This window comes from Phenylobacterium sp. (assembly GCF_030679875.1).
Taxonomy (GTDB): domain Bacteria; phylum Pseudomonadota; class Alphaproteobacteria; order Caulobacterales; family Caulobacteraceae; genus Phenylobacterium.
Genome location: NZ_JAUXSP010000008.1, coordinates 62,682 through 84,971, shown reverse-complemented (window position 1 = coordinate 84,971; position 22,290 = coordinate 62,682). Strand labels below are relative to the sequence as shown.

Annotated in this window: 21 protein-coding genes; 9 read left to right on the top strand and 12 right to left on the bottom strand. The window is 68.9% G+C overall.

All coding sequences use genetic code 11. The features are described 5' to 3' along the window. Positions 1-141 precede the first annotated feature (141 nt). The 9 genes from rpsA to Q8K84_RS05130 all read left to right on the top strand — a co-directional run bounded on the left by rpsA (position 142) and on the right by Q8K84_RS05130 (position 8,285). Complete coding sequence (gene rpsA / locus Q8K84_RS05170) at positions 142-1,854, top strand: 30S ribosomal protein S1 (protein WP_305281478.1); 1,713 nt, start codon at positions 142-144, stop codon at positions 1,852-1,854. Between the two features lie 163 nt (positions 1,855-2,017). Continuing rightward, positions 2,018-2,299 (top strand): integration host factor subunit beta, encoded by a 282-nt coding sequence (locus Q8K84_RS05165; RefSeq protein WP_304753884.1) that lies wholly within the window; start codon positions 2,018-2,020, stop codon positions 2,297-2,299. A gap of 51 nt (positions 2,300-2,350) precedes the next feature. After that, on the top strand, positions 2,351-2,797 hold the full coding sequence (mscL, locus tag Q8K84_RS05160; RefSeq protein ID WP_305281476.1) for a large-conductance mechanosensitive channel protein MscL: 447 nt from the start codon (positions 2,351-2,353) through the stop codon (positions 2,795-2,797). A 51-nt stretch (positions 2,798-2,848) separates the two neighbouring features. After that, positions 2,849-3,499, top strand: coding sequence for a phosphoribosylanthranilate isomerase (locus tag Q8K84_RS05155; protein ID WP_305281475.1), 651 nt, complete (start codon positions 2,849-2,851; stop codon positions 3,497-3,499). Between the two features lie 28 nt (positions 3,500-3,527). Further along, the gene (gene trpB, locus Q8K84_RS05150; RefSeq protein WP_305281474.1) at positions 3,528-4,769 is read left to right on the top strand and encodes a tryptophan synthase subunit beta; all 1,242 of its coding nucleotides are present in this window, start codon (positions 3,528-3,530) and stop codon (positions 4,767-4,769) included. After that, positions 4,766-5,599 (top strand): tryptophan synthase subunit alpha, encoded by an 834-nt coding sequence (gene trpA, locus Q8K84_RS05145; protein WP_305281564.1) that lies wholly within the window; start codon positions 4,766-4,768, stop codon positions 5,597-5,599. The genes trpB and trpA overlap by 4 nt, the downstream gene beginning before the upstream one ends. A 10-nt stretch (positions 5,600-5,609) precedes the next feature. After that, the gene (gene accD, locus Q8K84_RS05140) at positions 5,610-6,533 is read left to right on the top strand and encodes an acetyl-CoA carboxylase, carboxyltransferase subunit beta (RefSeq protein ID WP_305281472.1); all 924 of its coding nucleotides are present in this window, start codon (positions 5,610-5,612) and stop codon (positions 6,531-6,533) included. A gap of 42 nt (positions 6,534-6,575) precedes the next feature. Further along, positions 6,576-7,895 carry a folylpolyglutamate synthase/dihydrofolate synthase family protein gene (locus Q8K84_RS05135; RefSeq protein ID WP_305281470.1) on the top strand — a complete coding sequence of 440 codons (1,320 nt, stop codon included), beginning with the start codon at positions 6,576-6,578 and terminating at the stop codon, positions 7,893-7,895. 60 nt (positions 7,896-7,955) lie between these two features. Continuing rightward, positions 7,956-8,285 (top strand): hypothetical protein, encoded by a 330-nt coding sequence (locus Q8K84_RS05130; RefSeq protein WP_305281468.1) that lies wholly within the window; start codon positions 7,956-7,958, stop codon positions 8,283-8,285. Positions 8,286-8,307: 22 nt separating this feature from the next. Here the strand turns inward: Q8K84_RS05130 and Q8K84_RS05125 are convergent, their stop codons facing one another. The 12 genes from Q8K84_RS05125 to Q8K84_RS05075 all read right to left on the bottom strand — a co-directional run bounded on the left by Q8K84_RS05125 (position 8,308) and on the right by Q8K84_RS05075 (position 22,217). Then, positions 8,308-8,709, bottom strand: a complete 402-nt coding sequence (locus Q8K84_RS05125; RefSeq protein ID WP_305281467.1) for a GFA family protein — start codon at positions 8,707-8,709, stop codon at positions 8,308-8,310. A 164-nt stretch (positions 8,710-8,873) separates the two neighbouring features. Continuing rightward, a complete protein-coding gene (locus tag Q8K84_RS05120) occupies positions 8,874-9,116 on the bottom strand; it encodes a DUF5961 family protein (RefSeq protein ID WP_305281465.1) in 243 nt (80 codons plus the stop codon). Between the two features lie 76 nt (positions 9,117-9,192). Continuing rightward, entirely contained in the window at positions 9,193-10,170 is a 978-nt protein-coding gene (locus Q8K84_RS05115) for a nitronate monooxygenase family protein (RefSeq protein WP_305281463.1), read from the bottom strand. Positions 10,171-10,299: 129 nt separating this feature from the next. Then, positions 10,300-11,259 carry a hypothetical protein gene (locus Q8K84_RS05110; protein ID WP_305281461.1) on the bottom strand — a complete coding sequence of 320 codons (960 nt, stop codon included), beginning with the start codon at positions 11,257-11,259 and terminating at the stop codon, positions 10,300-10,302. Continuing rightward, positions 11,243-11,452 carry a TauD/TfdA family dioxygenase gene (locus Q8K84_RS17380; RefSeq protein ID WP_370867835.1) on the bottom strand — a complete coding sequence of 70 codons (210 nt, stop codon included), beginning with the start codon at positions 11,450-11,452 and terminating at the stop codon, positions 11,243-11,245. The genes Q8K84_RS05110 and Q8K84_RS17380 overlap by 17 nt, the downstream gene beginning before the upstream one ends. Positions 11,453-12,138: 686 nt before the next feature. After that, entirely contained in the window at positions 12,139-12,474 is a 336-nt protein-coding gene (gene trxA, locus Q8K84_RS05105) for a thioredoxin (protein WP_305281460.1), read from the bottom strand. Between the two features lie 80 nt (positions 12,475-12,554). Further along, on the bottom strand, positions 12,555-16,052 hold the full coding sequence (addA, locus tag Q8K84_RS05100; protein ID WP_305281459.1) for a double-strand break repair helicase AddA: 3,498 nt from the start codon (positions 16,050-16,052) through the stop codon (positions 12,555-12,557). After that, entirely contained in the window at positions 16,049-19,078 is a 3,030-nt protein-coding gene (gene addB, locus Q8K84_RS05095; protein ID WP_305281458.1) for a double-strand break repair protein AddB, read from the bottom strand. Before addB ends, addA begins: the two co-directional genes overlap by 4 nt. Further along, on the bottom strand, positions 19,075-19,809 hold the full coding sequence (locus Q8K84_RS05090) for a nucleotidyltransferase family protein (protein WP_370867834.1): 735 nt from the start codon (positions 19,807-19,809) through the stop codon (positions 19,075-19,077). Before Q8K84_RS05090 ends, addB begins: the two co-directional genes overlap by 4 nt. Further along, positions 19,806-20,918 (bottom strand): N-acetylmuramate/N-acetylglucosamine kinase AmgK, encoded by a 1,113-nt coding sequence (gene amgK / locus Q8K84_RS05085; protein ID WP_305281457.1) that lies wholly within the window; start codon positions 20,916-20,918, stop codon positions 19,806-19,808. Before amgK ends, Q8K84_RS05090 begins: the two co-directional genes overlap by 4 nt. Continuing rightward, complete coding sequence (tsaE, locus tag Q8K84_RS05080) at positions 20,884-21,345, bottom strand: tRNA (adenosine(37)-N6)-threonylcarbamoyltransferase complex ATPase subunit type 1 TsaE (RefSeq protein ID WP_305281456.1); 462 nt, start codon at positions 21,343-21,345, stop codon at positions 20,884-20,886. The genes amgK and tsaE overlap by 35 nt, the downstream gene beginning before the upstream one ends. Continuing rightward, positions 21,342-22,217 (bottom strand): GNAT family N-acetyltransferase, encoded by an 876-nt coding sequence (locus tag Q8K84_RS05075; RefSeq protein WP_305281453.1) that lies wholly within the window; start codon positions 22,215-22,217, stop codon positions 21,342-21,344. The genes tsaE and Q8K84_RS05075 overlap by 4 nt, the downstream gene beginning before the upstream one ends. Between the last annotated feature and the right edge of the window lie 73 nt (positions 22,218-22,290).

The window sequence follows — 22,290 nt, the reverse complement described above, 5'->3', positions numbered from 1 at the left end:
TTCCCTCGCACGGCTGCGGGCGATTTCATCCCGTGAGGCTCGCCTCACGTTTCGGTTGCAACCCCTAACCTGACGTCAGGACTCCGTCCCTGAGACCGCGCGCGGCCAGGGCCCCGACGTCAATTCGAACGAAAGAGCACTATGGCTGACGATATGAGCCTCTCCCCCTCCCGCGACGACTTCGCCGCCCTCCTCGACGAGTCGCTTGGCGGCCGTGACTTCATGGAAGGCACCGTGGTCAAGGGCCTGGTGGTGGGCATCGAGAAAGACTTCGCCATCATCGATGTGGGCCTCAAGACCGAGGGCCGCGTCCTGCTGAAGGAATTCGGCGGCGAAGACGACTCCAAGGCGACCATCGCCGTGGGCGACACCGTCGAGGTCTTCCTCGAGCGGGTCGAGAACGCCATGGGCGAAGCGGTCATCAGCCGCGACAAGGCCCGTCGCGAAGAGGCCTGGACCCGTCTGGAAGGCGTCTACGCCCTCAATGAGCCGGTCATGGGCTCCATCGTCGGCCGCGTGAAGGGCGGCTTCACCGTCGATCTCGGCGGCGCCTCGGCCTTCCTGCCGGGCAGCCAGGTCGACATCCGCCCCGTGCGCGACGTCGGCCCGCTCATGGGCAAGGACCAGCCCTTCGCCATCCTCAAGATGGACCGTCCCCGCGGCAACATCGTCGTGTCGCGTCGCGCCATCCTGGAAGAAGCCCGCGCCGAGCAGCGCACCGAGCTGGTGGCCCAGCTGCAGGAAGGCGAAGTCCGCGAAGGCGTGGTCAAGAACATCACCGATTACGGCGCGTTCGTGGACCTGGGCGGCATCGATGGCCTGCTGCACGTCACCGACATGAGCTGGAAGCGCGTCAACCATCCGAGCCAGGTGCTGGCGGTGGGCGACACGGTCAAGGTGCAGATCGTCAAGATCAACCCCGACACCCAGCGCATCTCGCTCGGCATGAAGCAGCTCCAGTCCGACCCCTGGGACGGCGTGGAAGCCAAGTACCCCGTCGGCGCGAAGTTCACCGGCCGGATCACCAACATCACCGACTACGGCGCCTTCGTGGAGCTGGAAGCTGGCGTCGAGGGCCTGGTCCACGTGTCCGAGATGTCCTGGACCAAGAAGAACGTCCATCCGGGCAAGATCGTCTCCACCTCTCAGGAAGTGGAAGTGGTCGTCCTGGACGTCGATCCGTCCAAGCGTCGCGTTTCGCTGGGCCTGAAGCAGGCCATGGCCAATCCCTGGGACGCCTTCCTGGAAACCCATCCAGTCGGCTCCACCGTCGAGGGCGAAGTCAAGAACGCCACCGAGTTCGGCCTGTTCATCGGCCTGGACAACGACATCGACGGCATGGTGCACCTGTCCGACCTGGACTGGACCGCGCCGGGCGAGGAAGTCATCACGCGCTATCAGAAGGGCGAGATGGTCAAGGCTCAGGTCCTGGACGTCGATGTCGAGAAGGAGCGTATCTCGCTTGGCATCAAGCAGCTGGGCGGCGACCCGATGGCTGGCGACGCCTACCGCAAGGGCCAGACCGTGACCGTCACGGTCACCGAGGTCACCACGGGCGGTATCGAAGTGCGTCTGGGCGATGATGAAGCCCCGATGACGGCCTTCATCCGCAAGTCCGACCTGTCCCGGGACCGGGCCGACCAGCGCCCCGAGCGTTTCGCCGTCGGCGACCGCGTCGATGCGCAGGTGGCCAATGTCGACAAGGGCGCCCGTCGCCTCTCGCTGTCGATCAAGGCCCTGGAAATGGCCGAGGAAAAGGTGGCCATCGAGCAGTTCGGCTCGTCGGACTCCGGCGCGTCCCTCGGCGACATCCTGGGCGCGGCCCTGCGGGAAAAAGGCCAGCCCAAGGACTGATCGTCCCGGCCTTGAGACTGTAGTCTAGGGAAAGCCCCGTCCGGATATCCGGACGGGGCTTTTTCGTGGCGGCGACGCGTGAAGTCTTAGGCGCGCTCCGCATACAGCCTTGATCATCCTCAGGGACTCGCCCATGGTCCGCGCCGAACCTGCGGAAAGTGCGATGATCAAATCCGAACTGATCGCCCGTCTGGCTGAGGAAAACCCCCACCTGACCCAACGCGATATCGAGCGGGTGGTGGGCGTGGTCCTGGAGCAGATGATTGTGGCCCTGGAAGAGGGCGGCCGCGTCGAGCTGAGGGGCTTTGGCGCCCTGTCGGTCAGGGCGAGAGACGCCCGTTCCGGCCGCAATCCCCGCACCGGCGAGCCTGTGGACGTCCGCGCCAAGCACGTCCCTTTCTTCAAGAGCGGCAAGGAACTGCGCGAGCGCCTGAACGCCGACTGATCGGCGGGCGCCGCAGCCCTTGGCCTTCCCCCACACCTGAGGATCTCTGGCGTGAGCATCGTCTCGGAATTCCGCGAGTTCATTTCCCGCGGCAATGTCATCGACCTGGCTGTCGGCGTCATCATCGGCGCCTCTTTCAACGCCATCGTGAAGAGCCTGGTCGATCAGATCATCATGCCGCCGATCGGACTGCTGACGGGCGGCGTAGACTTCTCCCGCCTGCGATGGGTCTTGCGCCCCGACGACCCCGCCACCGAGGCGGTCGAACTGGTGGCCATCCAGTACGGCGCCTTCATCAATACGGTGATCCAGTTCGTCATCGTGGCCTGGGCCGTGTTCATGCTGGTCAAGCTGGTCAACGCCATGCGCCGCAAGGAGGCTGAAAAGCCCCCGGAGGCCCAGCCGGCGCCTTCGCCGACCGAGGTGCTGCTGATGGAAATCCGCGATCAGCTCCGGGCGCAAAACGAGGCTCGGGCCGCCGCGCCCCCGGCGCCCTGAATTCCCGCGGCGCCTTGCGGACAAGGGCTTCCATCCCCTAATCGACGGGACATGAGCGCCCCTCGCATCGCCTCCAAGATCTGTGGTCTGTCCACGCCGCAGGCGGTCACCGCCGCCCTGGACGGCAAAGCGGCCTATCTGGGGTTCATCTTCTTCCCGGCCAGCCCCCGCGACATCACCCCTGAGGCGGCCGGCGCCTTGACCGCGCCCGTGCGGGGACAGGCCCAGGTGGTGGCGGTCAGCGTCGATCCCTCCGACGCGCTGATCGATCAGATCATGACCCACCTGCGCCCGGACCTGATCCAGCTGCACGGCGCAGAGCCCCCCGCCCGGGTGGCCGCCATCGGCCAGCGGACAGGGGCGCGGACCATCAAGGTGATCCCCGTATCGGAAGCTGGCGACCTCACCGGCGTCGGCGCCTATGAGGGCGCCGCCGATCATCTGATGTTCGAGGGGCGTCCGCCCAAGGATGCCGCCCTGCCTGGGGGCGTCGGCGCGCGCTTCGACTGGACCCTGCTGTCTGGTCGCCGGTTTTCCCGCCCCTGGTTCCTGGCCGGTGGTCTTGATCCGTGGAATGTGGCCGAGGCGGTCAGCCTGTCCGGTGCCCCCGCGGTGGACGTTTCCTCTGGCGTGGAGCGCGGTCCCGGACTAAAGGACCCGGCCTTGATCACGGCCTTTCTGGACGCCGTGCGCCGCGCATGACGAGCAATTTGCAAGGACGCGCAAGACGATGAACGCCCCGACGCACCCCCCGGCGCCGCCCGCGACGCCCAACGATTTCGCCGCCTATCCCGACGCCAACGGGCGGTTCGGCCAGTTCGGCGGCCGCTACGTGGCCGAGACCCTGATGCCGCTGGTGCTGGACCTTGAGGCCGCCTATCTGGCGAGCCGCGAGGACGTCGCCTTCCAGGCCGAGCTCAATGGCCTGTTGACCCACTATGTGGGCCGGCCCTCGCCGCTCTATTTCGCCGAACGCCTGACCGACCACTTCGGCGGGGCCAAGATCTATTTCAAGCGCGAGGACCTGAATCACACCGGCGCGCACAAGATCAACAACTGCATCGGCCAGATTCTGCTGGCCCGGAAGATGGGCAAGACCCGCATCATCGCCGAGACGGGCGCCGGTCAGCACGGGGTGGCCACAGCCACGGTCTGCGCCCGCTTTGGCCTGCCGTGTGTGGTCTATATGGGCGCGGTCGACGTGGCCCGGCAGCGGCCCAACGTTTTCCGCATGAATCTGCTCGGCGCCGAGGTCACCCCGGTGACCAGCGGCGCCTCGACGCTGAAGGACGCCATGAACGAGGCCCTCCGCGACTGGGTCACGAATGTGGAGGACACCTATTACCTGATCGGTTCGGCGGCCGGTCCGCATCCCTATCCGATGATGGTCCGCGACTTCCAGGCGATCATGGGTCGGGAGATCCGCGAGCAGATCCTGGAGGCCGAGGGTCGCCTGCCGGACGCCGTGGTCGCCTGTGTCGGCGGCGGCTCCAACGCGATTGGCACCTTCCATCCGTTCCTGAACGATGAGTCGGTGCGGATCATCGGGGTCGAGGCGGCGGGCGACGGCATGGGCACCGATCGCCACGCCGCGGCCATCAATGGGGGCCGCCCCGGCGTTCTGCACGGCAATAAGACCTATCTGCTGCAGGACGCCGAAGGCCAGATCACCGAGGCTCACTCGATTTCGGCCGGCCTGGACTACCCCGGCATCGGCCCAGAGCACTCCTGGCTGCACGATGTCGGCCGGGCCCAGTATCTGACCGCCACGGACCTCGAGGCCTTGGACGCCTTCAAGCTCTGCGCCGAGCTGGAAGGCATTATTCCGGCGTTGGAGTCCGCCCACGCCATCGCCCGTCTGCCTGATATCGCCCGCGACGTGGGCAAGGGCGGCGTGGTGGTGATGAACCTGTCGGGCCGAGGCGATAAGGACGTGGCCACCGTGGCCGACCATCTGGGACGCACCATCTGATGAAATCCCGTATCGATGCGCGGTTTGCGGCCCTGAAGGCGCAGGACCGCGCCGCCTTCATCGCCTATGTGATGGCCGGCGATCCGAACCGCGCCACGGCGCTGGAGATTCTCAAGGGCCTGCCCGGCGCAGGCGCCGACCTGATCGAGCTGGGCTTTCCCTTCTCCGATCCCATGGCCGAGGGCCCGCCGATCCAGAAGGCCGCCCAGCGGGCTCTGAAGGACGGCATGACCCTGAAGGGCGTGCTGGATCTGGCGGCGGAATTCCGCCAGGGCGACGACACCACGCCCCTGATCCTGATGGGCTATCTGAACCCGCTGGTGACCTGGGGGTTCGAGGCCTTCGCCCAGGCCGCATCCGCAGCCGGGATCGATGGCCTGATCGTCGTCGACTGCCCGCCGGAAGAGGCCGATCCCCTGGCCGACGCCCTGGACGCCGCCGACATCTCCCTGATCCGGCTGGCTACCCCGACCACGGACGACAAGCGCCTGCCGGTGGTGCTGCGGCGGACCTCGGGCTTTGTCTACTACGTCTCGGTGACCGGGGTGACCGGCGCCAAGGAGGCCGACGCCGAGGCTGTGCGCCCGGCCGTCGCCCGCATCCGCGCCGCTTCCGGCCTGCCCGTGGCGGTCGGTTTCGGCATCCGCACCCCTGAGCGCGCAGGCGCCATCGCCATGGTGGCCGACGCCGCCGTGGTCGGTTCGGTCCTGGTGGATGAGGTGGCCCATGCCCTGGAGCGCAACGAAGACGTGACCGCCAAGGTGCTTTCCAAAGTTCAATCCCTGGCTAAGGCTGTCCGCCTGGCCCGCACCCCTTCCCTTCCGGCCTAGACCCACAGCGATGGCAGATCAGAAGAACGAAAAGCCCGCCCGTCCCCCCGCCCGTCCTCAGGGGTCTCAGGGCGGCTGGCTGTCCCGGATCGCGCCGGGCATTCGTAACGCCTTCGTCAAGCGCGAGACGCCGGAGAACCTCTGGGTCAAGTGCCCCGACACCGGCGAGATGATCTATCGGCCCGATCTGGAGGCCGCCCTGTGGGTGACGCCCTCGGGCCACCACATGCGCATCGGCGCCAAGGACCGGCTGAAGATCACCTTTGACGACGGCGAGGTCGAGCGGATCGCCACCCCCCATGTGACCGAAGACCCGCTGAAATTCCCCGATGACCGGCCCTATGGGGAGCGGCTGAAGGCCGCCCGCAAGAGCACCGGCGAGCACGACGCCATGGCCATCGGCGTCGGCAAGATCCAGGGCCAGGAAGCGGTCGTCGTGGTGCAGGACTTCGCCTTCATGGGCGGCTCCCTGGGCATGGCGGCGGGCGAGACCTTCATCAAGGCCGCCCATGAGGCCATCGCCCGGCAATGCCCCTTCGTCATCTTCACCGCCTCGGGCGGAGCGCGGATGCAGGAGGGGACGCTGTCCTTGATGCAGATGACCCGCACCACGCTGGCGGTGAACGAACTTCGGGCCGCGGGCCTGCCCTATGTCGTCGTGCTGACTGACCCGACGTCTGGGGGGGTGACCGCCTCCTACGCCATGCTGGGCGATGTCCACTTGGCCGAGCCCAACGCCATGATCGCGTTTTCGGGTCGTCGGGTGATCGAGCAGACCATCCGCGAGATCCTGCCCCCCGGCTTCCAGCGCTCGGAGTTTCTGGCCGAGCGGGGCATGGTCGACCGGGTGGTCAGCCGACCGGACCTGCCGGCCATGCTGGGCTCCATCCTCAAGACCCTGATGCTGGGACGCGCCCGTTCCCGCGCCGCCTGACGCCACCCCTCCTTCAACGGCCCCGCCGCCCGAGCCCCCGCCATGTATGATCCGATCCGGGCCTCAGACGCGGTGATCGCGCGGCTGCGCGCCAACCACCCCAGCCTGATCGACCTGACCACCGGACGGGTGGAGCGCCTGCTGGCGGTGCTGGGTCATCCCGAGCGCCGTCTGCCGCCGGTGATCCATGTGGCCGGCACCAATGGCAAGGGCTCGACCGTGGCCTATATGCGCGCCATGGCCGAGGCGGCCGGCCTGCGGGTCCATGTCCTGACCTCGCCGCATCTGGTCCGCTTCGCCGAGCGGATCCGGGTGGCCGGGGAACTGGTCACCGATGAACGGCTGGAGGCGTTGATCGCTGAGGTTGAGGCCGCCAACGCCGGGGAGCCGATCAGTTTCTTCGAGATCACCACGGTGCTGGCCCTGCAGGCCTTCGCCCAGACGCCCGCCGACCTCTGCCTGATCGAGGTGGGCCTCGGCGGCCGGTTCGACGCCACCAACATCTTTGAGGCGCCGGCGCTCAGCGTCATCACCCCGGTGGACTATGATCATCTGGAGATGCTGGGACCGGAGCTGTCCAAGATCGCCTGGGAGAAGGCCGGAATCATCAAGGCCGGCCGCCCGGTGGTGGTCGCCCGCCAGATGGACGAGGCCCTGGCCGTCATAGAGGCGGAGGCCCAGACCCTTGCCGCCCCCATGACCCTGATCGGGGCCGACGCTGACGCCTGGGAGGCCGATGGCCGCCTGCTGGTGCAGTGGGGGGAACAGCTCCTCGACCTGCCGCCGCCGTCCTTGTTCGGGGCCCACCAGTTCGACAATGCCGGCCTGGCCGTCTGCGCCCTTCTGACCCTCGGCGACCCACGGATCGACGAAGACGCCATGGCACGCGGCGTGGCGACGGCGCAATGGCCGGCCCGCTTCCAGCGGCTGCGCGATGGCGCGCTCGGACAGATGGCCGCTGAGCGCGGGGCGGTGCTGTGGCTCGACGGCGGCCACAATCCCCATGCCGGCGCAGCCCTCGCCCAGGCGCTGGCCAGGCTGAGCGCCCGCGACCCCCGGCCCGTGGTGCTGATCGCCGCCATGTTCGCTCGCAAGGACGCCCAGGGCTTCTTCGCGCCCTTCGCCGAGCTTGCGCCCCGGGTCGTGGCCACCAGTTTCGATTCGGCCAACGCCGCCCCGGCCGAGGAGATCGCCGCGGCGGCCCGGGCCGCGGGCTTGGAGGCGCAGACCGCCGTCGATGTGACCTCGGCCCTGGCTGCCGCCCTGGCCCTGGAGGGTCCGGCGCCGCACATCCTGATCTGCGGGGGCCTGCACTTCGCTGGCGAGGTCCTGGCCATGGATCCGGAGACCTGGCCCCGGTAGGGGCCGGCCCCCAAACGCCACGGGGTGGTCTGCGTCCCCTGATCGGGCTAAGGCCTTGCCATGGCGCGCACCAAGCAAAACCCTGAATTCCCGATCACCGTGGACGGCGACCCCTATGTCTGGCGGCTGCAACGCCAGCCCCAGTGGTCCAGCGACGCGGCCGAGTGGCGGGGCATGGCCATCGCCGTGCGTCACCAGGAGGGCCAGCGTGAGGCCGTGGTCGAGTTTCCCCCCGGTCCCCAGCGCAAGTTCGGCGCCCCGCAGCTGCAGCCCGCGCACATTCCCACAGACCTCGTCGCCCGGGCCATCGCCTCGGCCATCGACGCCGGCTGGGAGCCCCTGTCCCGGGGCAAGACCGTGGCCATCGTCGTCGACGCGGACGGCGGCTAGGCGGTTAAACGCGGGCGGCGGACTAGGCCCAGAGATCGCGAACGCAGCGGCCGGTCGGCGGAAGGTCTTCAAAGGTATCGAGGCCATCGAAACTTCTGATCGGCACGTGAGCCACCGCCTCGGGCGGCGCTAGCCGCAGATTGACGGCCATCCGGCGCCGGCCGTCGGGCCTGAGGCGAAGGCCACGCCAGCTGAGCATGCAGCCGCATGAGGCGCAGAAGAGAATTTCCAGCCCAGGATCCTCCTCGTCCGGCCGCCTGTAGGAAGAGGTCGGACCGTCGAGCGAGATCCGTTCGTCCTCATAGTCATAGGCCCACAGGGCGCCGTAGCGTCGGCACAGGGTGCAGTTGCAGGCGGTCGCCGAGCCTGGATCGCCCTCCAGCGTCCAGTGCGACTGTCCGCAATGACAAGTTCCCTTGAGCATATCCGGCTCCTGAACAGCTTCGTCTCTGAAAGCGATAACGGCGGGTCGCGGCCAGGATCACGGCACGCCACGCCACGCCACGCCACCGTCGCCCATATGCTGGCCGAAGATAAGGCCTGGCATGTTGCGGCGGCGCGGCGGCCGCTCTCAAGACCCCCATCACCCTAGCCGCAGGGCTCCGCCTCGCCGCTGTCGAGGTCGATGCGGAAACAGTGCTCATGCCCGCTGGCCAGGTCGCAGACCAACACCTGGATCTCGCCGTCCGCGTCGGCCGGCGGATGGAAGTCCTCCACATAGGCGATGGCGGCGGCCTCAAACGAGGCCTCCTCGACGATCCGCACCGGATGGCGCTCATCCTGATGGGCGTGAACGCTGTAGCGGCGCGAAATCTCTAGGGTCTCAGCCATGGGTCATCTCCTGACCCTCAAGAACGTGCCGGGCGCGGAAAGGATTCATCGAAAAGGACCCGCGCCCGCGCCGCCCTCAGGCCAGCTCGAACTGCCCCACGCGCCGGCGCAGGATGGCCTCGGCGTCGACCATGATCTTGTCGATCAGGTCCTTCACCGTCGGGATGTCGTGGATGAGCCCTGCGACCATGCCGCAGGACCAGCCGCCGGCGTCCATCTGCCCGTCGCGCATGATGGCCGGATAGACGCCCGCCACTTCCGGGGCGATATCGGCGAAGGTGATGGCGGCCCCCATCTCCTTCTCCTTGGCCAGCAGGCGCTCCACCCCGGCGTTCACCAGCACCCGCTCGGTATTGCGCAGGGGCCGCATGATCAGCCGGGTGTCGAGCTCGCTGGCCTCCACCAGGGCCTGCTTCACATTGGGGTGCACCGGCGCTTCCTGGGTGGCGATGAAGCGGGTGCCCATATTGATCCCGTCGGCGCCCAGGCAGAGCGCGGCGGCCAGCGATCGCCCATCGGCCATGCCGCCCGAGGCCAGGAAGGGGATCTCCAGCTCTTCGGCCGCCCGGGGCAGCAGGATGAAGTTCGGCACGTCGTCCTCGCCCGGATGGCCGCCGCATTCAAAGCCGTCGACGCTGACCGCGTCGCAGCCGATGGCCTGGGCCTTCACCGCGTGGCGCACGGCGGTGCACTTGTGGATCACCTTGATGCCCGCCTCTTTCAGGGCCGGCAGGTACTTCTGCGGATTGTTGCCCGCCGTCTCGACGACCTTGACGCCCGACTTGACGATGGCCTCGACAAAGCCCGGATAGTCCGGCGGCGTGACCGAGGGCAGGAAGGTCAGGTTCACCCCGAACGGCTTGTCGGTCATCCCCCGGCACCGGGCGATCTCGGCGGTCAGCTTCTCCGGCGTCCCCTGGGTCAGACCGGTGATGATGCCAAGCCCGCCCGCATTGGACACCGCCGCAGCCATCTCGGCGAAGCCCACATAGTGCATGCCCCCCTGCACGATCGGATGCTCCACGCCGAGCAGTTCAGTGATGCGGGTCTTCATGGTCGGCTCCTCCCGGGGGGCGTGTGTTGTTGGGCGGAGTCGTGCGCGGAATGGGGGGCGTGTGCAAGTGGGGGCGGGGTGGCGAGGCGATAGGAGGTTGGTGAAGTCGGCGATCTATGCTGAACGCCGCTATTCGTTCTGGTAGCCCCACTCTTCTTCTTGCCGTTCACGGATGAGTTCGTCCACGTCGACATGTTCTTCCGGAACGATTCCAAAAAACTCGATAGGGTCCTGCTCCTCCTCGGCGGTGTAAATCGCACCTAACCCTGCTTCGTGCAGTTCTTGGAAGCCCTTCAAATCAAGACGGCAGACCGTGCACAACATGCGGTTTGGAAGAACACGCACCTCTTGGAGGATTGCTCCTGCATCTTCGTCAACTCGTACCGGACCTCGGGTGAGGCTTTCCCCCGCCATCGCGGCGGGAGAGCCGCACGCCGGACAGGTGCAGATACGCCGGAGGGCCTTCGTCCTTGCCCATAGCTCTAGCCGTGTCCGCGCCGAATCAACTAGGGCCTCTTGCTCTTCCGAAGTCTGATCCCCGAACAGTTTTCTGGCAGCAGCGATTCGGTCGTTAACTTCCTTCTTCCTAGTGCTCTGCCGATCCGCAAGCATGGCTTCCGCGGTGGGCGCATGACCGCCTAAGAAATCATCGAAATCTCTGCCGAGGTGCTTGAGCAGCACCTCGGCAACTTCGTAGGTTAGAGGAAGCCAAAGCGAGTTATCGACGACCTCGAAGGCCGCCGCTCCTGAGTGCAGCTCAGCATTGCGCCGATCCGCCATGATCAAGCAATGCGCCGACATCTGATCCGTGAATCCATCCACAAAGACCGAGCATCGCGCAAACACTGTCTTTGCGTGAACTGAGCGCGGATTACTCTTTGGGTTGAATCCGAAGGCGTACTGGATATTCCCCTCAGATGTGGGGTCCGCCAGGAGCACCGGGTGGATGCGGGCGAGTGCCGCTCTGCAAAGCAGCTCGAGAGCCAAGCTGGTCCAAAAGCCGAACAGGGGCGATGCAATCGGCTCATCTTGAGCCCTACCCACGTAGAGACGCGCCTTCGCGTAGAGAGTGTCAGCCGCCCAGTCCAACGTCTTCCCCCAACTGCCACCTGCGGAGCACCCGCGAGGGTGCGCACGCCGCCTCTGCTCTGCCGTGCAGGCAACGCCAATTGTCGATCAGCAAGATGTCGCCTGTCGACCAATTGACTTCGGTAGCCGTCGCATACCGCCGTAGCGCGGCCAAAGTCTGGTCGGCGTTCACCCCGTTCGTCTTTGGCGTCATACAGCACGGATCAAAGCGGACCCATCCACCGCCATCGGAACGGCATGAGAGGACCTGCGAGTAGAAGGCCTGTTGTAGGCCCGGTCGAACGAGCCAGGTGGCACCGGAAATTGCAACGGGGCGCTCACTCGTGAGGCGCTTCCAGTCAAGCGCCCACAAACGCGTGGGACATGGGCCTTCTCCTGGATTCAGGCACTCGAAGATTAGCAAGCGCGGTGGAACAGCGTTGAACGCGCCATCAGTGTGCATGGGTTGTTCTGACAGGCCAACCTGCGCAGACATGGAATTAGGTCTTGCTTCCGCCTGATCGGCAGGGCGGAGGTCGGTCGGTGGGACGCCGGCTGTTCTTTGCGGGGCGGTAGCCCCGATCAGTTGGGTCAACGCTGGGTGATACGACTGATCTAGGAGCAACCAGCCCCTGGCGGCGACCTCTTCCAGAATTTTCTCGCCCGTCATAGCGCGATGTTGCGTTAAATGGTGCTGTCGCGCCAGTGGAGACGCGCCCCACATCTTGGCGCCGGAGCTAACTGGCGCAGGGCAGTCGGTGCGCTCTGCTCCGCGGACGCCCGCTTTTCGCATTCAGGTTAATGGGCGCCTCTGGCGCACAGCCGTCCCCTGCGCCAACGAAAAAGGGCCGGCTCTCGCCGACCCCTTCCTGCAATCTCTCAGGCCTCAGCCCGACAGCCCTACGCCGCCGGCTGGACGCCTGCTTCGGAGAGCCATTCCAGGATCTTCTGCTTGGGCATGGCGCCGACCTTCATGGACGACATCTGGCCGTCCTTGAACAGCATCATGGTCGGGATGCCGCGGACGCCGTAGCGCGAGGGGGTGGTGGGGCTGTCTTCGATGTTCAGCTTGGCGATGGTGACCTGGCCGGCCAGGTCTTCTGAGATCTGCTCCAGGGCCGGGGCGATCTGCTTGCAGGGGCCGCACCACTCGGCCCAGAAGTCCACCAGGACCGGGCCTTTTGCCTGCAGCACGTCTTTTTCGAAGGAGTCATCGGTGACGGTGACGGTGCTCATGGAAGCTCCTTATGCGACTTGGGCGCAACGCGCGCCGACCGCCTCTTGATCCAGCGATGTAAGACCCTGAGGCCTGACGATCAACTCCTGGACCGGAGATCAGCCAGGGCCTGGGCCATCAGGAATTCTGGAACCGCCATCAGCTTCGGGCCGTCGGTCCAGACCAGGGCCGCCTCAATGGCCCGGCCGGGGAAGACCTCGGCCAGGACGGCGGCATAGACCGCCATCTGGCGGATATAGGCGGGATCGGCGTCCTCGATGCGGGCGGGCGAGGGGCGGTTGGTCTTGAAGTCGGCCACCAGAACCCTGTCGGGGCGCACCACCAGCCGGTCGATGCGGCCGGAGATCTGCAGGCCTTGCGGCAGGGCCGCGGCGGTCCCGGCGATGGCCACCTCGGCCCGGCCGTCGGCGGAGAAGACGTCGGCGAAACGGGGATCGGTCAGGACTGACAGCGCCGCGCCCGCCATCTCCGCCAGCTGGTCGTCGGTCAGGTCCGGCTCGCGGGCCAGGATGGCGGCGGCCGCAGCCGCGCGCTCGGCGAGGGCCAGGTCAGGCAGGATCTGCAACAGCCAGTGGATCAGCTCGCCCCGGCGGAACCGGCCCAGCCCGCCCACCCGGGCCAGGGGCGAGGGCGCCAGGATCTCCTCGGCTTCGCCCAGGTCCGAGGGCGAGGCGAAGCGGGCCAGGGGATCGAGGGCGGCGTCGGCCCGCGCCCAATCGGGCAGAGCGGCGGTGGTCGGGGCGTCATCGGCGCCGCGGCCCAGGACCTGCGGGTCCTCGCCGAACCTGCGGGCCTCCACCTGGCCGCAGGCGGCCGGCCGCATATGGGGGCCGATGAGCGCGTGGGCGAAGCCGGCCTGGATGGCGGCCCACCAGCCTTTCAGGTTCTCTTCCTTGGTCTTGGCCGCGACCCGGCCGCAGATCACCAGCCGGTCGCGGGCCCGGGTCAGGGCCACATAGAGCAGGCGATAGGCCTCTTCCTCGTCCTTGCGGGCGCGCAGCTCGCGGGCCGTGGTCGAGGCCGCGCAGTCCTGGGTCTTGGACGGGCACCAGAGGAAGCCGCCACCTTCGGTCTCCAGCAGGGGCGAGCCACGGCCCAGGCCCGACAGGGTGGTCTCGGGCAGGAAGACGATGGGCGCCTCCAGCCCCTTGGCGCCATGGGCGGTCATCACGCGGACCTCATTGCGGGCCGCCTCCATCTCGCGCTTGACGGTGATGTTGAGGCCGGCGAGCGCGTCGGCCAGGCCCTCCAGATCACACACGCCCCGCTGTTCGGCGGCCTGGGCCTGGGCCAGGAACTCGTCCAGGGCGTCTTCGGCCTCGGTCCCCAGCCGGCGCACGATCCTCTGGCGCATGGAGGCGCCGTCGCCGTCACGTAAGGAGAGCAGTCGGCCATAGAATTCGAACGGCCGCCGCGTCCGGGCCTCGTCCCTGGCGGCGGTGAGAAAGGTCAGGGCCTGGGTCCAGTCAGCGCGCTCAAGAGCCCTGTCCTGCAGGGCGGCCCACAATTCGCCGGGCTTGCGGGGCTTGGCGAGCGCGTAGAGCGCCTCATCGTCCAGGCCGCAGAACGGGCTCTTCAGCAGGGCCGCCAGGTTCAGCTCGTCCTGCGGGAAGAGCACGAAGCGGGCGACGGCCAGCAGATCATCGAAGATGATGTGTTCCGACAGGGCCAGCCGGTCGGCGCCGGCCACCGGCACGCCCCGGCGCTTCAGGGCGCGCAGGATGTCCTCGAACAGGGCCTTACGCCGCCGCACCAGGATCAGGACGTCGCCGAACCGCGCCGGCCGCCAGGCGCCGCGGGTCCCGCCCTGGCCATCCAGGTCCTTGTCGAATACTCCGTCGCCCCGGGCCACCAGGTCCTCGATCTCACAGGCGATGTTTTCCGCCAGCCGGCGGTTGGCGCTGGTCGCGCCCTCGACGTCCAAGGGCGCGTCCCAGGCCTCGCGCGCCTCGCCCTCGGGCTCGCGCTCCAGGGGCCAGACATCGACGCAGCCGCGATGATCGGCGCGCATGGGGATGTGGCGCACGGCCTCCTCGCCCCGGGCCGGCGGCACGCCGCCTTGGGTTTCCGGCGCTGCGAAGACCGCATCCACATAGGCCAGGACATCGACGGTGGAGCGCCAGGAGGTGGCGAGCGGCACGCTTTGGGCCCGCGCCCCGGCGTCCTGGATGCGGGCCAGATAGGTCTCGGTCTCCAGGCGCAGGCGCTCAGGCGCCGCGCCCTGGAAGGAATAGATCGACTGTTTCTCGTCGCCGACCACGAACAGGCTGCGCAGGGCCTGGCGCTCGCGGCCCTCGCCCGCAAAGAACTCGGCGGTCAGCGCGCTGAGGATCTCCCACTGCTCCGGCGCGGTGTCCTGGGCTTCGTCCAGCAGGATATGGTCGATGCCGCCGTCCAGCTTGTAGAGCACCCAGGCGGCCATGGGGCTCTCCGCCACCAGGGCTCGCGTCTTCTCGATCAGGTCGCCGAAATCCAGCGCCCCGGCCGCGGCCTTCTCCGCCGCGTAGGCGGTCAGATAGGCCTGGGCCAGGACCAGGACATAGGCGCTGTCCCAGGCGATGTTGGCGGCGCGCACCTGATCGCGGGCGATGGCCAGGCGGTCCTGTTCGTCCAGCAGGGCCTGGCGCAGGGGCTCGGCGTTGGCCAGAGCCTTGGTCTTGGCGACCAAGGTCACGGGCGTGCCCTCGCCCCCCTGGGTGAACAGGGCCTTCAGGGCGTCTGACAGAGCGGCTTGGCTGTCGGCGGCCACCGTCGCGAGGGACTGCGAACACGCTTGGTCGGTCTTGCCGCCCAGGGCCAGGACCTCGGCGGCCTCGCGCCAGAGCGCCCGGTCGAGCTCGGCCATGGCGGCGGCTGCCACCGCCTCAGGATCGGCCTCGCCGTCGAAGCCACAGGTCTCCCAGATCCAGGCCAGCGCGCCTTCCAGTCCGCCTTCGCGAGCCACAAAGGCGTCGAGCGCGCCGCGGCGGGCCTCGAAGGTGGCGAACATCTGCTCGAAGGCGCGGAAGTCCAGACTGACCGACAGCCGCGCATAGGCCTGGGCCACAGCGCCTTCGCCGGTCAGGGCATGGCGCGCCACGTCCTGGCGGGCGGCCCGGGCGATCAGGGCCGCGGCCGGATCGTCCATCACCCGGAAGCCTGGGGAAATCCCCGCCTCCAGGGGGAAGCGCCGCAGCAGCTTTTCGCAGAAGGCGTGGATGGTCTGGATCTTCAGGCCGCCGGGCGTCTCCAGAGCCTGGGCGAACAGGGCCCGCGCGGCCGACAGGCGCGGCCCGTCATAGTCTGCGGGCGTGCGGCCCTCCAACCTGGCGAGCGCCTGGCGCAGGGCGGCGTCGTCGCACACCGACCACTGGCCCAGCAGGTCAAACAGCCGGCGCTGCATCTCGGCGGCGGCGGCCTTGGTGTAGGTCACGCACAGGATGGCGGCGGGCGCCGCGCCCGACAGCAGCAGCCGGGCCACCCGGTCGATCAGGGTCTTGGTCTTGCCCGAGCCGGCATTGGCGGTGACGAAGGCCGACAGATCCGGATCGGCCGCCGTGCGCTGGGGATCGATGTCGATGCCGATGACTGGGCTCATGCCTCGCCCTCGCCGTCTTCGCCGCTGGTGGACCATTCGAACACCCGGGCCAGGTGGGCGTAGTCGCCGGCATAGTCGTGGACGAACTGCGGGGCGGTGCGCGACAGATAGGCCCGCTCGGGATCATCGAACTGGACCAGCAGGCGCAGGGCGCCGGCCAGGGCCTGCTCGGCGGCGTCGTGGCTTTCCTCGCCGGCCGCGCCGCGCAACTCGACTTTTCCCGCCGGCTTGCGGCCGGTGACCTGCAGATAGACCAGGTCGCCAGGCGGCCGCGCCGGCACGCCCTCGAAGCCGCCCCGGGCGACGATGGCCGCCGTCAGGGTCAGCTGCGGGGAGAAGCCGGTCTCGACCATCTTCTTCGACGGCGCCTGGCCGGTCTTGTAGTCGAGGATGTGGGCATAGCCGTCCGGGCCGGTCTCGATGCGGTCGGCCTTGGCGGTCAGGGTGAAGTCCCGCAGGCCGGCGCGGAGCGTGATCTGCCCCTTGGCCTCCACATGAATGTCGCGGCCATCGGCCCTTCGCTCGGCCTCCAGGGCGACCACCCAGGCGGCCGCCTCCTGGGCGAGCGCCTGTTCGCGGGCCAGCGATTCCGGCGGGGCGCCGGCGGCGACCAGAGCTTCCAGATAGAGGGCGGCGAATTCCTGGGCCGGCTCCGGCGGCAGGGCCTTGGGGTGGCGTTTGGCGAAGGTCTCGAAGGCCTCGTGAATGGCCGTGCCCCGGGCCCGGGCCTCCACCGGCTCGTCCGGGCGCTCCAGGCGGTAGAGGCGCAGGATGTCGCGGGCCCAGACGGCATAGGGGTCCCGGGTCAGGGACTCGATCCGGGTGACGGCGAACTTGTTCGGACGGTCAGCCACAGGCGGGCGCGGCGCGGGCCTTGCGATCGGCTCATAGTCCGGCGCCGCGTCCAGGGCTCTGGCCCAGTCCAGCAGGTCGGGTCGGCCAGGCAGGGTCAGGTCTGCGCCCCGGGCCAGGGTCTCCAGCCGCCAGAGCCAACGGGACTTCACCGTCGGCTGACCATCTCGACGTTCGGAATGCAGCAGGACGACATTGGGGGCGCAGGCGGCCTGGGCGAAGTCGTGGGCGGCTAGGCCCACCCGGCGCTCCGGCGGCGGCAGGCCCAGCCGCTCGCGCATGGGGCGCGACAGGAAGGGATCGAGCGGCGCCCCCTGGGGCCAGACGCCTTCTTCCAGGCCCGCCACCACCAGCCGGTCAGCCCGCACGAGGCGCGCCTCGATGGCGCCCAGGATGCGCAGCCGTGGATGGGTGGCGCCGCCGATCCGGACCGTCTCGTCCCCCATCAGGCGGACCAGCAGGTCGGCGAAGCCCTTGGGCGTCACTGGCGGCAGGGCGCCGGCTTCGGCCATCAGCCCGGCCAGAAGTTGGGACAGCGCCTCGCCGCCCGCTCCGCCCCACAGGCGGCCCGAGGCGCCGTCGCCGTCCGCAGCCAGGGATTCCAGCGCCATGGCCAGCGCCCTGGCCCGTTCGGCTGCTGGCGCAGGCTCGCTCATATCGGTCAGGGGCGTGAGGCCTGCGCGCAGGGTCGCGATCAGGCCCGCCGCGCCGACCCGCCGCGCGTCATCGGTCAGGTTCCTTTCCAGCCGCCGGGTCAGGGCCGCCCAGTCGGCGGGTCGCGGCCCGCGAAGGCCATGACGTTCAAGCTCGATCAGTCGCGGCTCGAGGGTCTCGCGGCTCTCCCCCATCCGGGTCAGGGGGTGCTTGAGCACGCCCAGCAGCAACACCGGATTGAGGGGCTCGGCCGCCAGCTTGGCGACCAGTCCCGCGAGCACGCCTGCCGGGCAGGCCATCAACGGCGCGCCCACCGAAGAATCCGGGATCACCCCCCAACGGGCGAGCTTCAGGGCTACGCGACGGGCCAGATTCTGGTCGGGCGCCACCAGGGCGCCCGTGGCGCCGGGGGTCTCCAGGGTTTCCCGCAGCAACAGGGCTGCGACCGTCGCGGCCTCTTCCTCACTGCGCGCTGTGACCACAGAGAGGCCGGCCAGACCCTCGGCGATGGGGTCTACGCCCTCCTTGGCCCCTTCAGCCCGCAGGTTTCCGATGACGTCCAGCCAGTCGGCGGTGGTTTCGGCGGGGCGAAGGGCCTCGTTGATCACCCGGCGGCGCCAGCGGCCCTGGCTCTGGTAGGGGGCTGAGGCTGGCCAGGTTGTCACATCGTCGCGGGTGAGGCCGGCGCGCTCCAGCAACCGGCTTAGCGCCCCTTGCGGGTGCTGTTCATCCACCTTGTCCCAGGCCTTCTGGGCCAGGCTCTCGTCGAGGCCCGGGAGGACGACGCAGCCCTGGGGCGCCTCGGCGATCACCGCCAGCAGGGCCGCGGTGGCCGGGGCCGTGCCGGTGGAGCCGGCGGCGACCAGAACACCTTCCGGCGGCCGGATGCTCCATTGTTCGGCCAGGGCCCGCAGCAGGGCGACCCGACGCTGGCTGGTGTCGACCACGCCGAGGGCCTCGAGCCGCTCGGGCCAGGCCGCCAGGGCGGTCTCCAGGAAGGCGCGGGATACCTGCCAGTGCTCGGCCAGCTCCACGTCCACCAGGCCGGCTAGCGCGCCAGAGGCGTCGACCTCCTCGATCTGCAGGCTGTCGAGGAAGCCGCCCAGGGCGTCGGCCAGTTCCAGGGCCGCCGAGGCGTCGAGATGGCGCGACAGCAGATGCTCATGGGTCTTGACCAGCCGGGTCAGCTCCAGCCGCCGCCGCAGAGGCGCGATGGCGGCGGGCAGGCGCGCGGCCAGGTCTCCCGGTTCGAACGGGGACTCGCCGGCGTCCAGGTCGCCGAGTGGCCTGATCTGCGGCGGCAGCAGGGCCCGGCCGCCACCGGCCGCCAGGAAGGCGTCTGCCAGGGCCCGAGCCCCCCGGCGGGTGGGCGTCAGCACGGTGGCCTGGGACAGGGCTTCGGGGCCCAGGGGCGCCAGGGCGTCGTGCAGGCCGCGGGCGAGATCGTGCACGAAGGGCCGGTGGGCCGGAATGTTGAACCAGCGGGGGCGGGGCCCAGCAAAGAGCTGTGGCCGGCTCACGTCGCCAGCTTGGCTTCGGCGGCCTCCCGGGCGGAAGGATCTCCCACATGCATCCAGAAGGCGTCCATCACGGCCCCATGCAGCCGGCCCTGCGCGGCGAGCCTCTGCCAGATCGGCACGATGGAGAAGGCGTCTTCGCGCACGCCATCCACGATCTGCGGCTTGAGGATCTGAAAGCCGACATTGGCGTAGGGCGTGGGCGGCTCCGGCTCAGCCGAATGGGTCAGTCGCCCCGCCTCGTCGCGAAAGAAGCCCTGAGGCCCCTCGAAGCCGAGGCCCTGGCCCCGGGGGACCAGCAGCAGCAGGACGTCCATGATCTGTGGGTCCCAGGCCTGGCCCAGGGTCTGAAGGGGCGGGACCTCGCCGCCGGTCCAGAGGGAATCGATATTGGCCACCAGGATCGGGTCGTCCCCCAGCAGGTTCCGGGCGTGGGCGATGCCGCCGCCGGAATCCAGCAGGGTGGCGCGCTCGTCGCTGATCTTGATGCGGATGTCGTCCCGGCGCGCCAGGTGGGCGACCATCTGGTCGGCGAAGTGATGGACATTGACCACGGCGGTCTCGACGCCGGCCTCCACCAGCCGGTCCAGCACATGATCGACCAGGGCGCGGCCTGCCACCTCGACCAGGGGTTTGGGCCTGTGGTCGGTGAGGGGGCGCAGGCGCGTGCCCAGGCCAGCCGCCATCACCATCGCGGTCTTGGGGAAGGCTGTCTGGGGAAAGCCGCCGCTCACCGGCGAGCCTCAGGCGGTACATGGGTGTCGAACCAGGCCTTGATCGGCGCAAGGTCCGGGTCGGCGAGGCAGCGTTCGAGATAGCGCCAGGTGCGGGGCATGAAGGCCTCGTAGCGCGGCTTGCCGAAGCCCGCCACCTGCCGGGCGAAGATGAACAGGATGCGGGCCGAGTTCAGGGCGCCCAGGGCGTGGTAATCGGCCCGGAAGGCGGCTTCGTCGACATCGCTGCGAATCTCCAGATAGCGGGCCAGGGCCGCAGCCTCCCGTTCCGGCGAGACATCGCGGCGGGCGTCATGCAGCAGCATGGAGAAGTCCCAGGCCGGATGGGCCCGAACGGCGTCCTGGAAGTCCAGCAGGCCGACCCTCGCCACGCCATTGCGGCCGGGCAGCCAGATCAGGTTCTCGGCGTGATAGTCCCGGTGGCAGAAGACGCTGGCGCCCGCCTCCGCCCGGGCCCTGATCGGCGCCCACAGGGCCTCCCACTCGGCTTCGGCGTCGGTCGCGAAGGGCGCGAGGCCCGAGAACTTGGGCCACCATTCCAGGAACATGTCGCCGCCGGTGCGGAGCGCCAGGTCGTCATAGGTGAGGAAGGGCCAGGCCGCGCCCTGCGCCTCCAGCACCGGGGGCGGGGTCGCCTCGTGCAGGCGGGCGAGCACCTCGACGGCGGCCTCGTAGAGCGGGGCTTCGTCGGTCCCGGACTCGATGAGCCGGGCATAAAGATCGTCTCCCAGATCCTCCAGCACGGCCAGGCCCTCGCCGGCCTCGTGGGCGATGATTTCTGGCGCTGACAGACCCTGGCTGCGCAGCCAGCCGGCGGTGGCCACGAAGGCGTCCACCCGGCCGGCCGCCAGACGGGCCATGGCGTTGTAGCCGGCCAGACGGCGTTGATCGGGGCTGGCCTCGGGCGGGCAGGGCGCGGTCTCCACCGGCGGCTGGTCCATGAAGATCAGGCTGGCCTGGCCCGGACGCGACAGCCGCTCATAGCGGCGCGTCGAGGCGTCTCCGGCCAGGGGTGTGCGCTGGGCGTCGACCAGGCCATGGCGGCGCAGGAAGTCGGCCTTCAGGCCTTCACGATCAGAACTCAACCGTCCGTCCTTCCCAGGCGCCATGGGGGGTCAGCCGCGCCCGACGCGCCGCCCCGTCCAGAACGATGTCTATATCCAAGCGATGGGGGGGAAGGCGACCCTCCAGGCGCTGGGGCCATTCGATGATCACAGCCCCATCCTCCAGGGCTTCGTCCAGGCCGATCTCATAGGCCTCGTCGGGGCTGGTCAGCCGGTAGAGGTCGAAGTGGGCCAGCGCCAGGCCGGCGCCCTCATAGAACTGCACCAGGGTGAAGGTCGGGCTGGGCACGTCCTCATCGGGACGCGTGCGCGCCCGGATGAGCGCCCGGGCCAGGGTCGACTTGCCTGCGCCCAGCGGACCCGTCAGGCAGATGGCCTCGCCGACGCCCAGCGCGCTGGCGAGGGCCGCGCCCAGGCGCGAGGTGGCCGCCTCATCCTCCAGGGGCAGATCGCCGTCGATGGGAAGCCTCATGCGAAGGGCCGGTCCGGATCGCCGGGAAGAATGCGCTCCACATAGGCTTTCAGCGCCTCCGTCGCCGTCTGGACGTCACCAACCAGGGCGTCGGGCGCGATCGCAGGGCCAAGGGTCAGCCCATACTGGCCGCCGCGCTTGTTCAGCAGTTCGTGGAAGAGGGTGATGTCCCGCAACTCGGCCGATACCCGATTGAACAGGTGGAACAGGGTCGACCAGGGGCCGGTCACATGCAGCGGCACGACTGGCGCCTCATACTTGCGGGCGATGGAGACGGCGCTGCTCATCCAGGGGGGATCGGCCAGCAGGCCATCGGCCTGCCGCCGGGCCAGCCGTCCGGAGGGGAAGATCACCAGGGCGCGCTCGGCCTCCATGGCTTCGCGGGTGCGTTGGAGGGTCAGGCGGGTGCGCTCGCGTGTCCGTTTCTCTTCGACCCACTCCACCGGGATCAGCACGTCGGAAAAGCCGGCCGCCACCCGATGGGCGTCGGAATTGGCGTAGAAGCAGAGGTCTGGCCGCCGCGCCTTGAAGGCGTCGAAGACGGCCACCCCATCGGCGATCCCAGTGGGATGATTGGCGATCACCACCACCCGCCCCTGGCGCGGCAGGCGATCCAGGTTGGCCACCGACAACTGAACACGCAGCAGATCTGAGACCTGCTCCAGGGCCTCGTGACCGGGCAGGGGGGCGATGGCGTCGGCCATTCGGCGGGCCTTGGCGTAGTCCAGCAGGCCATAGAGGAGCGGCCGCAGGACCGGCCAGCTGGGGTGGCGGCTCAAGGCCGGCGCGCGCTCGGCGATCAGCACGTCCACGATGTGGTCGTGACGCCGCCTGGCGGTGCGCAGGATTTCCGTGGACGAAGCGACGCTCATTGTGACGAAGAATGCGCCTGAGCCTGCAATTTGGGCAAGCGCTAGGCGAGGGCGCTGCGGCGGCCTAAGCTTC

Excerpts from the sequence above, each read along its gene's own strand:
- Q8K84_RS05165 (WP_304753884.1), top strand. The coding sequence starts at position 2,018 with ATGATCAAATCCGAACTGATCGCCCGTCTGGCTGAGGAAAACCCCCAC.
- Q8K84_RS05115 (WP_305281463.1), bottom strand. The coding sequence starts at position 10,170 with ATGAAGACCCGCATCACTGAACTGCTCGGCGTGGAGCATCCGATCGTG.
- accD (WP_305281472.1), top strand. The coding sequence starts at position 5,610 with ATGGCAGATCAGAAGAACGAAAAGCCCGCCCGTCCCCCCGCCCGTCCT.
- Q8K84_RS05120 (WP_305281465.1), bottom strand. The coding sequence starts at position 9,116 with ATGGCTGAGACCCTAGAGATTTCGCGCCGCTACAGCGTTCACGCCCAT.
- tsaE (WP_305281456.1), bottom strand. The coding sequence starts at position 21,345 with ATGAGGCTTCCCATCGACGGCGATCTGCCCCTGGAGGATGAGGCGGCC.
- trpB (WP_305281474.1), top strand. The coding sequence starts at position 3,528 with ATGAACGCCCCGACGCACCCCCCGGCGCCGCCCGCGACGCCCAACGAT.
- Q8K84_RS05155 (WP_305281475.1), top strand. The coding sequence starts at position 2,849 with ATGAGCGCCCCTCGCATCGCCTCCAAGATCTGTGGTCTGTCCACGCCG.
- Q8K84_RS05130 (WP_305281468.1), top strand. The coding sequence starts at position 7,956 with ATGGCGCGCACCAAGCAAAACCCTGAATTCCCGATCACCGTGGACGGC.
- Q8K84_RS17380 (WP_370867835.1), bottom strand. The coding sequence starts at position 11,452 with ATGACGCCAAAGACGAACGGGGTGAACGCCGACCAGACTTTGGCCGCG.
- trxA (WP_305281460.1), bottom strand. The coding sequence starts at position 12,474 with ATGAGCACCGTCACCGTCACCGATGACTCCTTCGAAAAAGACGTGCTG.
- Q8K84_RS05075 (WP_305281453.1), bottom strand. The coding sequence starts at position 22,217 with ATGAGCGTCGCTTCGTCCACGGAAATCCTGCGCACCGCCAGGCGGCGT.
- amgK (WP_305281457.1), bottom strand. The coding sequence starts at position 20,918 with ATGGCGCCTGGGAAGGACGGACGGTTGAGTTCTGATCGTGAAGGCCTG.
- Q8K84_RS05135 (WP_305281470.1), top strand. The coding sequence starts at position 6,576 with ATGTATGATCCGATCCGGGCCTCAGACGCGGTGATCGCGCGGCTGCGC.
- addA (WP_305281459.1), bottom strand. The coding sequence starts at position 16,052 with ATGAGCCCAGTCATCGGCATCGACATCGATCCCCAGCGCACGGCGGCC.
- rpsA (WP_305281478.1), top strand. The coding sequence starts at position 142 with ATGGCTGACGATATGAGCCTCTCCCCCTCCCGCGACGACTTCGCCGCC.
- Q8K84_RS05125 (WP_305281467.1), bottom strand. The coding sequence starts at position 8,709 with ATGCTCAAGGGAACTTGTCATTGCGGACAGTCGCACTGGACGCTGGAG.